Origin of the sequence: Pseudomonas sp. VD-NE ins (assembly GCF_031882575.1) — a bacterium.
GTDB lineage: Bacteria > Pseudomonadota > Gammaproteobacteria > Pseudomonadales > Pseudomonadaceae > Aquipseudomonas > Aquipseudomonas fluorescens_BZ.
On the sequence record NZ_CP134772.1, the window covers coordinates 2,631,545 to 2,644,520 of the forward strand.

Genomic DNA, 12,976 nt, shown 5'->3' on the forward strand with positions numbered 1-12,976 from the left:
TTCAGAATGTGGGAGCGAGCCTGCTCGCGAAAGCGTTGGGGCAGACGCTGAAGATGTTGCGGATTAGCCCTGAGTTTCCCGCTCCAGCTCAACGTCTGCTGGGGCAGCCTTACCCTTGGTCTTCAACTCACTGACAATCACCGCCGCGACAATCAACCCCGCGCCCACCAGCGCAATTGCCGGCAACCGTTCCCCGGCAATCCGCCCGACGATCCCTGCCCATACCGGCTCGCCCGCATAGATCAACGTCGCCCGGGTTGGCGAAACACTCTTCTGCGCCCAGTTCATCGCCACCTGAATCGCTGCACTCGCTGCGCCCAACCCCAGCGCGGTCACCAGCAGGGTCCAGGAAAAGTCCGGAATCATTTCCCCGGTCGGCACCACCAACAGGAACGACAGCACGGAGGTGGTTGCCAGTTGCACAACGGTCACTCGGCGCACATCGACCTGACCGGCATAGGTGCTGATCAGAATGATCTCGGCGGCTATGGCGATGGCACTGATCAATGTGGCAATTTCGCCCGGACTGAAATTCAGCGCCGCGCCGGACGGCCCGGACAACAACATCAACCCGGTAAACGCCAGCATGATGCCGATGCTCGGCATCAGCCCCGGCCGCCGCCCCAGCACCAGCCATTGCAGCAACGGCACGAAGGGCACATATAAGGCGGTAATGAACGCCGACTGACTGCTCGGAATGGTTTGCAACCCGACCGTCTGCAAGCCGTAACCGAGCATGATCGCCACGCCGATGAAGGCGCCCGCCTTCAATTCGAACAGGGTCAGTTCGCGCAGATGGCGCCATGAGAACAGTGCGACGATAGCCGCTGCAGCGGCGAAGCGCAGGCCGACGAAGAACATCGGGCCGCTGACGGTCATCGCATGCTGAACCAGCAGGAAAGTACCGCCCCAGATCATGGTGATCAGTACCAGCACGCACTCGGCTTTGCTGAAGCGAGAGAAACGGAGGGGAGTGGGGGAGCTGTTCTGCGACGTCATGACCTTGCGCACTATAAAAAGGAGGCCGCACAATGCGACCAACGTTGCGCAGTATACTGCCCAACCTCACCGAGTGAGCAATATAGTGCACAAAGATTCAACGCAACGGGCGTCCGTCCTGCAACACGTCAGCTTGAATGTGCGGCGTCTACGGCATGCCGCCGATATGAGCCAGACCGCGCTGGCAGAAAAGTCCGGGGTCAGCCGGCGCATGCTGGTGGCGATCGAGGCGGGCGAGAAAAATGTCAGCCTGACCACTCTTGATCGCGTTGCTGAAGCGCTCGACGTCGCGTTCAGCGATCTGATCCAGGCGCCGGATGCCCGCGATCCGAGCCGCATCAACGAGGTGGCTTGGGCGGGCACGATCCCGGGCAGTAAAGCGGTGCTGCTCTCCAAAGCCACCGCCACTCGCGAAGTCGAGCAATGGGAATGGTGTCTGCAACCGGGCGAGGTCTACCCGTCGCAAGCGGATGCCGAGGGCTGGAGCGAGCAGATTTTCGTCTTTGAGGGTTGCCTGACGCTGATGCTCGGCGAGCAGCCGCAGCACATCGGCACAGGCGAGTTCTTCATGTTTGCCAGCAATCAACCGCACTCCTATCGCAATGATGGGGACGTGGCGGCGCGGTTTGTGCGTAATGTGGTGATTTGATGAGTCAGAGTGCAGACATCCTGATTATCGGCGGTGGCCTCAGCGGTACGATGCTGGCGGTGCAATTGTTGCGTCTGCCTGGCCGGCGCAAGGTCCTGATCATTGAACCGCGTGCGGAACTGGGACGGGGCGAGGCGTACAGCGCGGTCGAACTGGGTCACACACTCAATGGCAACGCCGCACGCATGAGCGTCGATCCGGATAATCCGGATGACCTGACGCAATGGCTCACCGAGTACATTGCCGGTGGCGGCTGGCCGGAGTCTGCCGAACAGAAGGTGTCGATCAGCGAACTGTTTCCGCCACGCGGATTGTTTGGCGTGTATGTGCAGCAGCGTCTGGCCGAGGCGCGCAGAGTCGGGGCGCTGAATGGCTCAAGCGTTGAGCACATTCGTGCGGAAGCCGTCAATCTGCAAGTCGGTGCCGATTCGGTGCAGCTCACGCTGAGCAATGGTCAGGCACTGCGCGGTGGCTTCGCGGTACTGGCGACTGGAATGTTCCCTGCCGCGCGAACCCCGCAGAAGGCCTCCAGTGGCCTCAACGCCGCCGCGCTCGATCCTTGGGATGTCGCGGCCATGCGCCAGCTCGATCCGCAATCGACGGTGCTGATCATCGGCTCCGGCCTGACCATGGTCGATGCCGTGGTGTCGCTGGAGCAGGCCGGGCATCGCGGGCCGATCGAAGTGTTTTCGCGGCATGGTTTGTTGCCCCATGTGCGCCGACAACCGCCGGCATGGGTGGATTTTCTCGGCGAAGATCACAGTATTCGCACGCCGCGGCAGTTATTGCGCGAATTGCGTCGGCAATGCCAGGCAGCCATTGCGCAAGGCATCGATTGGCAGGCACCGCTGGATACGGTTCGGGTACACATCGCTCGGTTGTGGAGTCAGGCGACTGACAGGCAGCGTCGACAATTCGTACGGCATGTACGGCCGTGGTGGGAAAGTCATCATCACCGTTCGCCGCCGTTGAGTGCGGCGCTGGTTGAGCGTCTTTATAAAGAAGGGCGATTGCGTATTCAGGCAGCTTCGTTCAAAGGGCTTGAGCCGAGCCCTGAAGATGGCGTCAGCATTCGCATTCGACGTCGTGGTGAGTCGCAAACCTGCGTGGTGCAGGGCGCCGCGTTGATCAATTCCAGTGGTATCGAATACGACTGGCGCCGAGTTGCGCGACCGTTGCCGCAACAGGTGCTGGCGCGGGGTCTGGTGCAACCGGGACCGTTGGCGTTGGGAATCGCGGCGGCGGTGGATGGCGCTGTGCTGGATGCCGAGGGGCTTGCGGCTAGCCGGTTGTTTGCATTGGGACCGCCATTGCGCGGGATGTGGTGGGAGAGTACGGCGGTGACGGATGTGGCGTTGCAGGCCAAGGCGTTGGCGGGGCGGTTGGTGGGATGAGGTTGATGGTGTTCTTTCGGACCTCTTCGCGAGCAGGCTCGCTCCCACAGGAGATTCAGGTTGCAAATACCATTTGTGCCACGCCACAGAACCTGTGGGAGCGAGCTTGCTCGCGAAGGGGTCATCTGTTTCAACATCTCTGTTGACTGGAAGACCGCTATCGCTGGCAAGCCAGCTCCCACTTGGATTGTGTGATGGCTTAAAGGTTACGCCACCACTCGATAACACGGCACATACGCCGCGCCACCCGGCAACTTCATCCGGTGCTGGGCGACGAAGGCTTTGAGCAGGGCATCCAGCGGCTGCATGATCGCGGCGTCACCACGGATCTGATACGGCCCGTGTTCTTCGATCAAACGAATGCCCTTGTCCTTGACGTTGCCGGCAACGATCCCGGAAAACGCCCGGCGCAGGTTGGCCGCGAGTTCGTGCGGTGGCTGGTCGCGGTGCAGTTTGAGGTTGGCCATGTTTTCGTGGGTTGGATCGAACGGGCGCTGGAAGCCTTCGTCGATTTTCAGCAGCCAGTTGAAATGGAACGCATCGTTGCGCTCGCGACGGAACTGCTTCACCGCCTTCAGGCCTTGGGTCATCTGCCGCGCCACTTCGGCCGGGTCGTCGATGATGATCTCGTAGTGCTGCTTGGCGGCTTCGCCAAGGGTCGCGGTGACGAACGCGTCTAACTGTTCCAGATACGGCGCGGCATGTTTCGGCCCGGTGAGGATCACCGGGAACGGCAGCCCTTTGTTGTCCGGATGCATCAGGATGCCCAGCAGATAAAGGAACTCTTCAGCCGTACCAGCGCCGCCCGGGAAGATGATGATGCCGTGGCCAACACGCACGAAGGCTTCCAGACGCTTTTCGATGTCCGGCAGGATCACCAGTTCGTTGACGATCGGGTTTGGAGCTTCGGCGGCGATGATGCCCGGCTCGGTCAAGCCGAGGTAGCGACCGCCGTGAATGCGTTGCTTGGCGTGGGCGATGGTTGCGCCTTTCATCGGGCCTTTCATCACGCCGGGGCCGCAACCGGTGCAAATGTCGAGGCTGCGCAGGCCCAGTTCGTGGCCGACTTTCTTGGTGTATTTGTATTCTTCGGTGTTGATCGAGTGGCCGCCCCAGCACACGACGATCTTCGGCTCGACGCCCGGACGCAGGGTGCGCGCGTTACGCAGCAAGTGGAAGACGTAGTCGCTGATGCCTTGCGAGGTGCTCAGGTCGATGCGTTGGCTGTCGAGTTCGTTTTCGGTGTAGACGATGTCGCGCAGGGCGCTGAACAGCATTTCGCGGGTGCTGGCGATCATTTCGCCGTCGACGAAGGCGTCGGCCGGAGCGTTCAGCAGCTCCAGGCGCACACCGCGATCCTGTTGGTGAATGCGGATTTCGAAGTCCTTGTAGGCTTCGAGGATGGTCTTGGCGTTATCGACATGGGCGCCGGTGTTGAGGATGGCCAGGGCGCACTGGCGGAAGAGGGTGTAGGTACTGCCGGATCCGGCTTCGCTCAGTTGCTGAACTTCACGTTGAGAAAGGGTTTCCAGGCTGCCTTTCGGGCTGACCGAGGCATTGATTACGTGTCGTTGGGTCATGCAATGATCCTTAAAACGATGTCATCTCAAGACTAGGCGATGGCATCCGAATAGTGTGTATCCATGAATGAAGATGGCACGATCTGCGCTGTACCGCCATGTCCCCGTTGGACGCTGAAAAGATGAAAAGGAGCCCCAGCATAGCTAAATCCGCGGTAGAGGCGATAATGCGCCGGCCGGTTTTTTCAGTTACCCCTTTTGTCGCTCAAGGAAGTCATTTGTGATGTTCGAGATTCAGCCGATGGACGCCGCCACCTTTCGCCAGCAGACCCGACGCAGCACGATCATCATCGCCGTGCTGTTCCTGGTGCTGGCGATGTTGTTTTCCAGCGTGGCGGTGGCGCTGTTCGGCGAGCCTGGCGGCGATAACCTGCGTTTCAATGTCGGTGGCGTGTTTGTGGCATTTCTGCTGACCGCCGCGTTACTGCGCGGGCGCTTCTGGAATCAGAGCTGGATGGCGCCAGCGGTGTACAGCTGGCGGCTCAAACGCAGTCTGATGAGCATCACCAATGTGATGCATCAGATGACGGCGGCGGTGGAGAAGAACGATCCGACGGCGATGAAGGTTTTGCGCTTCTATCATCTGGGATTGACGCAAATGCACGAACTGGACGGCAACTCCAGTGATCATGGGCAACTGTGGCGGGAAGTCGAAGCGCACAAGGCGCGGATGCAGGCGCTGGGAATCGATACCGAGCAGACGCGCCTGGATCCGGCCTGGCTGGAAACCTTGAAGCCGACGTCGCGCTGATTACACAGCTCGGCGCAGTTTCCACGAACGGATCAAGCGGCCATATACCAGCAGGTTCACCGCCAGCACCACGCTGCCGAGCGCCAGTTGAATCTGCGGGGTGAGCCCGGCCGGGTAGATGATCGGCCAGATGTAATGTTCGATGAAGCCGCCGGCGTATTCAGTCTGCCCGGCCGCGTGGCGCATGAGGTTTTCCCAGTAGGTCAGCGGGCAGGTCAAGTGCAACACCTCAACCGCCACACCCCAGGCGGCAGCGGGCAAATGCAGCCACATCAAACGTGGCCATTTGAGGACCAGCAGCCCGCCAAACAGCACGAACAGAATGAATGACAAATGGAACAGGACCAGCCCGTCGGCTGCGATTCGGTACAGCATGTCGTCTCCCTGACGCGATTGTGAATGGCTCACATGGTACGCCGATGGCCGTCCACAGTCGGCGCGATTTAGCGCAATTGCGCAAGATTGTTCAAGCCGGACAAGGGGATTTGCTGGCAGAGTCTGTTGCTGTTTCCACTGTTGAAGAGCGATATGTCTGACTCACTCTTGCCGCGCAATGCGTTTCTTCGCGGCGCTGCGGCGATCATGCCGTTATCTCTGGCCACCGCGCCGTGGGGGCTGCTGGCCGGCTCCATGGCGATCGAAGCCAATCTCACGCCGCTGCAAGGCCAAGGCTTGTCGAGCATTGTGTTTGCCGGGGCGGCGCAACTGGTGGCGATCGGCATGCTCAAGGGCGGCGCGGGGATTTTCTCGATTCTGTTGACCACGCTGCTGCTGACTTCTCAGCACTTGCTGTACGGCATGAGCATGCGTTCGGTGATTTCGCCGCTGCCGGGACGCTGGCGAATCGGGCTGGGTTTTTTGCTCACCGATGAGTTGTTTGCGCTGACCAGTCAGCACGATCGTCAACAGTTCAATCGCTGGTATGCGCTGGGTGTCGGCCTGACGTTCTACATCGCGTGGAATCTGTTCACCCTGGCCGGCATTGTCCTCGGCAGCAGCATTCCGGGGCTTGAGCATCTGGGGCTGGACTTCTCGATTGCCGCCACCTTCATTGCCCTGATCACACCGGTGGTGCGCAACGTGCCGACAGTGGTTTGCGTGGCAGTGTCGCTGTTTTGTTCGGTGTTGTTCAGTTACTGGCAATGGGGCTCGGCACTGGTGTTGTCCGGGTTGGCAGGAATGACCGCAGGGTTTATCTGCAACAAGCTGTACCGGGAGCGCACATGATGGTTTGGGCGGTAATTTTCGGCATGGGTTTTCTGGTGTTCCTCAATCGTTACGTGTTCCTTGAACCGCGTTTGCCGGTGCGTTTGAGCAGCAACGCGCGACAGTTTCTCGGTTTCGCGGTGCCCGGGATGCTCACGGCGATCTGCGGGCCGATTGTTTTCATGCCCGACAAACAGCTGAATCTGCAGTGGGATAACCCATACTTGCTTAGTTCGCTGGTTGCAATTGGACTGGTGATATATACGCGCAGCACTTTGCTCAGCATGTTGCTGAGCATGGCGTTCTTCTTCTTACTGCGCTGGTGGTTGTAAATTGTCTGTTCTACGCTTTTGGGGATCGAGGTTCACTGATACAGGAGGTGCACATGGCGACTGAGCAGAAGCATCCGGAGACGGATGAGCAAGAGACTGATGAGCCGACTGAAAAGGAAATAGAGCGGGAAAAGCACAAGGAGCAAACCTGGAAGCATGATGACGGCCGGGAGCTTTCAGATCCCGACCGCAAGTTTTGAGTGGTTTTACGAAAAAGCCCCGCATTTGCGGGGCTTTCTTGTGGTTTCAGATATCGTCCAGCGGCGTGAACTCGGGGTGTGAAGCCCGATACCCCAAGGTTCGGTCGATCCACGCATTCAGCTCGTTGACCATCACCGGCGGATGGCCAGGATAACCTTCGAGGGTGGTGCGCAGGGTGCGTTCGATATCGGGTACGGAACGCAGGTTTCGGGTCTTGATGTAGTGGCCGATAAAACAGTCGAGTTCAAAGCGTTCTGTCATGGACAGATAAATACACTCCAGGCCGCTGACCTGTTTGATTGCAAAATCGTCGCGCAACTTATTTCTCTGCAAGGCTTGTAGACGTTAGGGGTTCCTGGTTTGTTGACTCTTTGGTCAACTGGTATACCAAATGGAAATGCGGCGCGCATGCTAGCCGTAGTGCATCTAAATGTATGTATGACGGTTGAAATGTCAGACAGGCGGTTAGTTCATTCGAACGTGTGTTTTATTTGCAGCGTCTCAAAGATGAAACAGTTGTTGTAACGATCACGCGTCACCTGTAAGAGCTGCCGAAGGCTGCGATCTTTTGATTCTGAGAAAGCAAGTGTCAAAAGATCGCAGCCTTCGGCAGCTCCTACATTGATATACGCGTGAAGTCGGCAAATGTTTAAGTCTGTTCGATAATCAAACTGGCCCCCTGATTGCGCACGTTCCCGACAGCTTTGCCGACTTTGTGCCATTCGAACACTTCGCTGCCTTCACCCTCGAACAGCAACATTTGCTCGGCGCGTTCAATCGGCGTCGCAGGATCGAGCCACTCGCGCACCAAATCCGCGCGGAACACCACCGGTCGGCGATCATGGATGTCGAGCATGCCGCCGACGGCATCGGCGGTGATGATCACGAAACCGTCGTCGTCCCGGGCCGCCGTTTCGGCTGTCGGAAATTGTCCGATGGCCGCGCAGAAAACCGCTCCCTTGTCTGCCCGACGAATCAGCCACGGTTGTCGGGTTTTGTCTTCGGTGTCGACCCATTCAAACCAGTTATCGATGGGCACAATCAAACGATGTCGCCAGATCGCGCGGAAGAACGGACCGTGGGCGACTTTCTCGACCCGGGCATTGATCGGTGGGGGACGATCCTTGGCCCAATGCGGGCGCCAGCCCCAACGCAGCTTGTCAGCCTGCAGGTGTTGCCCTTGTTGATGCAGGACGGCCAGCGCGGTGGTCGGCGCCGCGTTATAGCGATCGAGCGGTGCATCGCCGACGTGATTGATCAACGCGTCGGGAATGCTCAGCACCGCGACGAAGTCATGAATGCCCCGGTATTGCGAGAGTCTTCCGCACATGGGCTGAATCTCCGGTTGGAGATTTCAGCTTAGTCGTTGGCGTCCTGCCCGGTGAACGTGTCGCGCCAACTCAGCCAACGGCGTTCGAGCATGGCCAGCAAGCCGTCGCTGAGTTTGCCGAGCAAAGCGAGCACGATGATCGCGGCCAGTACGATGTCCGGCCGCGAGGTTTCCCGGCCGTCACTGAGCAGATAACCGAGGCCCTTGGTGGCCGCGATCAATTCCGCCGCCACCAGAAACATCCACGCCAGGCTCATGCCGCTGCGCAATCCGGTGAACAGGCCGGGCAGGGCGGCTGGCAACAAGATCCGTCGCACCAGTTGCAACCGGCTGAAACCATAGATGCGGCCGACCTCCACCAGTTTGCGATCAATGTTGCGTATGGCTGCGACGACGTTGACGTACACCGGAAAAAACGCGCCGATGGCGATCAAGACGATTTTCGAGGTCTCGTCGATGCCCAGCCATAACAGCAGCAGCGGCACCCAGGCCAGGCTCGGAATGGAACGCAGGGCGGCAAAGGTCGGTTCCAGATAGGCCTCGGCTTCGCGGCTCAAGCCGACCCAGGCGGCAAACACCAGCGCCAGACTGGCGCCAATGACAAAGCCCAGCAGCACGCGGATCAGGCTGGCGCCAATGTGTTTCCACAGCGCACCTTCAGCGAGATCGGTGAGGGTCAGAGCGATCTCGCTCGGTGCTGGCATCTGGTAGGACGGCAGCCAGCCGATGCGTACGATAATTTCCAGCATAACGATGATCAGCACCGGCAAGGCCAGGCCCTTGCAGCGGCGTTGCCATGTCGGACTGAAACCTGCCGGGCGCTGTCGCGACACGACAAGTGGCGCGGGCAGGTCTTTGCTCTGAGTGGTCATGGTTTTGGCTCCGCTCACGACAAATCCGCGACGGGGCGCGGACTTGTCGTGAGGCTGATCGGTTACTGGCGGGCGACGGCTTGCTGCACACCGCTATCGAGCAATTGATCGATGACTTGATCGACATTCACCCCACGGCGCACCAGTTCCTCGGAGACCAGAATCGGCGCCGCAGCCTTGGAGGCGCTGATGTCCTGCTGGGTGAGTTGCGGGCTGCTCAGGTCAGTGCGCGACAGTTGCAACCTGGCTACATCCAGCGGTAAGCCGGACTCTTTGGCGAGCAGGGCAGCGAACTCATCGGGATTTTTCAGCGCCCAGTCGCGGGCCTGTTCGTAGGCTTTGATCACAGTGTCTATGGTTTGCGGATGTTCTTTGGCGTATTGCTCGGTGACGCTGACCACGCCGTAACTGTTGAACGCCGGGTTACGGTAGAGCAAACGCGAGCTGGCTTGAACCTGGCTGGCGGCCATGTGCGGATCGAGGCCGGCCCAAGCGTCGACATCACCTTTCTCCAGCGCGGTGCGACCATCCGGGTGTTGCAGGTGGACCAGTTCCACATCGTCTTTTTTCAGCCCGGCCTGTTGCAGGCTGCGCAGGGTGAACAGATACGGATCAGTGCCTTTGGTGGCGGCGATCTTCTTGCCCTTGAGGTCGGCGATGGTCTGGAATGGCGAATCCTTGCGCACCACCAGTGCTGTCCATTCGGCGCGGCTGTAGACATAGACGGATTTGATCGGGCTGCCGTTGGCGCGGCTCAGCACCGCAGCAAGGCTGGCGCTGGAGGCGAAATCCACGCCGCCGCTGTTGAGGTATTCCAGCGAGCGGTTGCTGCCCTGACTCAGTACCCAGCTGACCTTGGTCTGCGGCAAGGCTTTTTCGAGGAAGCCGAAGTGCTTGAGCACCAGACTGACTGGCGAGTAATAGGCGTAGTCGAGATGCACTTCCGCCGGCGCAGTTTCAGCCGCGTGGGCGAGCGGTTGCAGGCTCAGCACCATGGCGCTGGTAGCCAGCAGGGTTTTGAGTCGAGGGAAGAACGATGTCATGGGGGCGCTCCGGCAAAGGCACAGGTTTCTTATGTCCAAAAAGATATTTTTATCGAATGCTTCCTGCATGAATGGAATATTGCAGGCTCTGTGCCATGTGCTTGAAAGCGCCGGTTTATAAGGGGTTAAAGGCACGAAGGCGGGTTTTGACTGTTGATTGAGCAACACTGTGGTTTGCCACTGTTGCTACACCAACAGTAAAACTCGACAGTGATGAGCTTATGCATTAATCGAATTTAAAAACCAGGAATCAAGAGCGTTATGGTCTATGCAATTTCCCTTTGCAGGATTCGCCATGAAGCTGTCTCGTTTCCTACGCGGTGCACTAAGCGCTGTACTGTTTACTTCGCCACTGTCCTACGCAGCCGAGACGTTGGTCCTGCACGTCGGTGATCAGAACTACTACAACATCCGTGCCTCGATAGAGGCGTCCGGCGTGTTGAAAGACGCGCCTTATACGGTCGACTGGAAACACTTCCAGGCGGCGGCACCGTTGGCTGAAGCCTTGCAGGCCGGTTCACTGGATCTGGGCTTTCTGGGTGACTCCGGCTTTTTGTTTTTGGCTGCCAAGCAAGCGCCGGTGAAGTTGATCGGCGTGTCGCGGCAGAATCCGGACACCATCGCCTTGTTGGTGCCAAAGGATTCGCCGGTGAAAACCATCGCCGATCTGAAGGGCAAGAAAGTCGCCTACTGGCCTGGTGCCTGGAGCCAGCAATTGACCTTGCGCGCACTGGAACAGGGCGGTCTGCCGGAGAACTACGTCGATTTCGTCAAACTGATGCCAATCGATGCCGCCGCAGCCCTGCCACAGGGCAGCATTGACGCTTTCCCGGTGTGGGAACCGTACATTTCCCAGCAGGTCGTGTTCTCCGGTGCGCGGCCGATCCTGACCGCAAAAAACCTGATGCCGGGGCTCAGTGCAATCGCGGCGTCAACGCCGTCGATCGACAGCAAGCGTGCGGCCATCGCGGATTTTCTCGGTCGTTTGAAACTGGCTCGGGCCTGGGTCGACAGCCACACGGATGAATACGCCGATCTGTGGGCGAAGAAAGCCAATCTCGATCAGCAGGTGTCGCGCCACTGGTTGCGCCAGGCGCACATGACGGTCGGGCCGGTGGATCAGCAGGCAGCGACGGATCTGCAAAGTACCGCGGATTTCCTGTTCAAAGTGAAAGCGCTGCCGGCTCCGTTGGCCACTGCCGGCATTATCGACACGTCTTTTCAACAAGCATTGGCTCACTGAGCGAGCGCCGGAACCAAACCCTGTGTACCTTATCCAACCTCCGCTCGCGGATCGGGGCGCAAGGATGGATAAGGGCGATGGAGTTTTGCCAATCGACAACATGACGGCAGCCGCCGTGCTCAAGGCAAAACATGAAATCCGGATTCAAACTTCTTTGTGCTGCGCTCATTGCTCTCGGACTGGCCGGTTGTATCGCCGCCCCGATAGAAATGACTGCGCAAACCGAAACGCGCCTGAAAACCCAGGCACCGGTGCGCTTTCTGTTGACGTTTGACGATGGCCCCAGCGCTTCGAGTTTCTGGAATCCGTCGGCCACGGTGCTCGACAGTCTCAAGGACAATCCGCTGATGCCGAACATCAAAGCGGTGTTCTTCGTGCAGACGCGTGCACCGCGAGCGGGCAACAGTGACATCGGCCGCAGCATCATGCGCCGTGAACATGACGAGGGGCACATCCTCGCGTTCCACACGGCGACCCATTGGCACACCAATCATCGCTTGCTCGACCCGCAAGAGCTCGAAGAGTCGCTGACCAACGGCACCGCCGATATCACCGCCATTACGGGGGCGCCGCCGACGCTGCTGCGCCCGCCGTTCTGGAATTACGACAAGCGAACCTTCGCCGCCTATCAACAGCACGGCTTGCACGTTTTGCTCACCGATTTAAGCGCCAACGACGGCAAGATCTGGGGCTTCAATGCCAGCCCGCGACGGCGGGCAAACATGCTGCGGCAGTTATCGGAGATCCGTGAGCGTATTGCCCTTGGCGAATTACCGACCGTGGACGGGGTTATTCCGGTAGTGGTGACGTTTCATGATCTCAACCGCTATACCGCGCGGCACACGCGCGAATATTTGCAGATTCTGTTGGACAGCGCGGCTGCCACTGGCGTGAAGCTGGCGGACAAGCCTTTCTATGATGATCACGCTGAACTTGAGAAAGCCGCGTTGGCTCGCACCGTGGAAAAAAGCTCGGAGCCGGTGAATTTGCCGGGGATGTGGAACTGGATCTGGGATCATGACGCGCACTGAGGAAGTTGTGACGCGCTTGGCATTTTTGTGTCGAGCAAGACACAAATTGCTCATCTATGCTCTACGGATTCAGCGAACCATCGCCTGCGAGGCGTCCACCCATGCTTGTCATTGCCGATATTTGCCGCATTGTCGAGTCTGGCTTTCCGGCACGTAAATGTGACTGCACCCCATCAGCGCAGGGGCTCCTGCAGATCAAGGTTTATGACCCGGAAAGTGGGTGGGTGGATTTATTGCTCAATGGCGTTTCCACGGAGCATCTCGTCACGATTCGTGACATTTCCAACTTCATCGGTGAGTTGCGCACCGAAATGAGCGCGGGCCGCCGAGCGTTCGCTGGCTAAA

The 12,976-nt window shown here is 59.0% G+C and carries 16 protein-coding genes; 9 read left to right on the forward strand and 7 right to left on the reverse strand.

What is annotated here, in order from left to right; genetic code table 11:
• Nucleotides 1–63: 63 nt before the first annotated feature.
• Nucleotides 64–999 (reverse strand): DMT family transporter, encoded by a 936-nt coding sequence (locus RMV17_RS11610; protein ID WP_034152415.1) that lies wholly within the window; start codon nt 997–999, stop codon nt 64–66.
• Between the two features lie 85 nt (nt 1,000–1,084).
• Here RMV17_RS11610 and RMV17_RS11615 point away from each other — a divergent pair, with 85 nt between their 5' ends.
• On the forward strand, nt 1,085–1,648 hold the full coding sequence (locus tag RMV17_RS11615; RefSeq protein WP_311886588.1) for an XRE family transcriptional regulator: 564 nt from the start codon (nt 1,085–1,087) through the stop codon (nt 1,646–1,648).
• A complete protein-coding gene (locus RMV17_RS11620; RefSeq protein WP_311886589.1) occupies nt 1,648–3,042 on the forward strand; it encodes an FAD/NAD(P)-binding protein in 1,395 nt (464 codons plus the stop codon). Before RMV17_RS11615 ends, RMV17_RS11620 begins: the two co-directional genes overlap by 1 nt.
• A gap of 206 nt (nt 3,043–3,248) precedes the next feature.
• On the opposite strand, the gene ppnN is transcribed toward RMV17_RS11620, so the two are convergent.
• Complete coding sequence (gene ppnN, locus RMV17_RS11625; RefSeq protein ID WP_034152412.1) at nt 3,249–4,622, reverse strand: nucleotide 5'-monophosphate nucleosidase PpnN; 1,374 nt, start codon at nt 4,620–4,622, stop codon at nt 3,249–3,251.
• Between the two features lie 223 nt (nt 4,623–4,845).
• On the opposite strand from ppnN, the gene RMV17_RS11630 reads away from it, so the two are divergent.
• A complete protein-coding gene (locus tag RMV17_RS11630) occupies nt 4,846–5,373 on the forward strand; it encodes a DUF3087 domain-containing protein (RefSeq protein ID WP_311886590.1) in 528 nt (175 codons plus the stop codon).
• Here RMV17_RS11630 and RMV17_RS11635 read toward each other — a convergent pair whose 3' ends face one another.
• Entirely contained in the window at nt 5,374–5,748 is a 375-nt protein-coding gene (locus tag RMV17_RS11635) for a DUF2784 domain-containing protein (RefSeq protein ID WP_093437340.1), read from the reverse strand.
• Between the two features lie 153 nt (nt 5,749–5,901).
• On the opposite strand from RMV17_RS11635, the gene RMV17_RS11640 reads away from it, so the two are divergent.
• From RMV17_RS11640 to RMV17_RS11650, 3 genes are read left to right on the forward strand one after another with little or no spacing between them, the layout of a single operon-like run.
• Nucleotides 5,902–6,600 carry an AzlC family ABC transporter permease gene (locus RMV17_RS11640; protein ID WP_034152900.1) on the forward strand — a complete coding sequence of 233 codons (699 nt, stop codon included), beginning with the start codon at nt 5,902–5,904 and terminating at the stop codon, nt 6,598–6,600.
• Nucleotides 6,600–6,911 carry an AzlD domain-containing protein gene (locus RMV17_RS11645; protein ID WP_178087421.1) on the forward strand — a complete coding sequence of 104 codons (312 nt, stop codon included), beginning with the start codon at nt 6,600–6,602 and terminating at the stop codon, nt 6,909–6,911. Before RMV17_RS11640 ends, RMV17_RS11645 begins: the two co-directional genes overlap by 1 nt.
• Nucleotides 6,912–6,964: 53 nt before the next feature.
• Complete coding sequence (locus RMV17_RS11650) at nt 6,965–7,111, forward strand: hypothetical protein (protein WP_196251123.1); 147 nt, start codon at nt 6,965–6,967, stop codon at nt 7,109–7,111.
• Between the two features lie 46 nt (nt 7,112–7,157).
• On the opposite strand, the gene RMV17_RS11655 is transcribed toward RMV17_RS11650, so the two are convergent.
• The 4 genes from RMV17_RS11655 to RMV17_RS11670 all read right to left on the reverse strand — a co-directional run bounded on the left by RMV17_RS11655 (nt 7,158) and on the right by RMV17_RS11670 (nt 10,357).
• The gene (locus RMV17_RS11655; RefSeq protein WP_034152408.1) at nt 7,158–7,430 is read right to left on the reverse strand and encodes a hypothetical protein; all 273 of its coding nucleotides are present in this window, start codon (nt 7,428–7,430) and stop codon (nt 7,158–7,160) included.
• Between the two features lie 331 nt (nt 7,431–7,761).
• Nucleotides 7,762–8,442, reverse strand: a complete 681-nt coding sequence (locus tag RMV17_RS11660) for an SOS response-associated peptidase family protein (protein WP_311886591.1) — start codon at nt 8,440–8,442, stop codon at nt 7,762–7,764.
• A 29-nt stretch (nt 8,443–8,471) separates the two neighbouring features.
• On the reverse strand, nt 8,472–9,314 hold the full coding sequence (locus RMV17_RS11665) for an ABC transporter permease (protein ID WP_311886592.1): 843 nt from the start codon (nt 9,312–9,314) through the stop codon (nt 8,472–8,474).
• Nucleotides 9,315–9,376: 62 nt separating this feature from the next.
• Entirely contained in the window at nt 9,377–10,357 is a 981-nt protein-coding gene (locus RMV17_RS11670; RefSeq protein ID WP_311886593.1) for an aliphatic sulfonate ABC transporter substrate-binding protein, read from the reverse strand.
• A gap of 295 nt (nt 10,358–10,652) precedes the next feature.
• On the opposite strand from RMV17_RS11670, the gene RMV17_RS11675 reads away from it, so the two are divergent.
• From RMV17_RS11675 to RMV17_RS11685, 3 genes are all read left to right on the forward strand, one after another.
• A complete protein-coding gene (locus RMV17_RS11675; protein WP_311886594.1) occupies nt 10,653–11,600 on the forward strand; it encodes an ABC transporter substrate-binding protein in 948 nt (315 codons plus the stop codon).
• A 131-nt stretch (nt 11,601–11,731) separates the two neighbouring features.
• On the forward strand, nt 11,732–12,631 hold the full coding sequence (locus RMV17_RS11680; RefSeq protein ID WP_311886595.1) for a polysaccharide deacetylase family protein: 900 nt from the start codon (nt 11,732–11,734) through the stop codon (nt 12,629–12,631).
• Between the two features lie 101 nt (nt 12,632–12,732).
• Nucleotides 12,733–12,975 carry a DUF1652 domain-containing protein gene (locus RMV17_RS11685; protein WP_311886596.1) on the forward strand — a complete coding sequence of 81 codons (243 nt, stop codon included), beginning with the start codon at nt 12,733–12,735 and terminating at the stop codon, nt 12,973–12,975.
• The last annotated feature ends 1 nt before the right edge of the window (nt 12,976 follow it).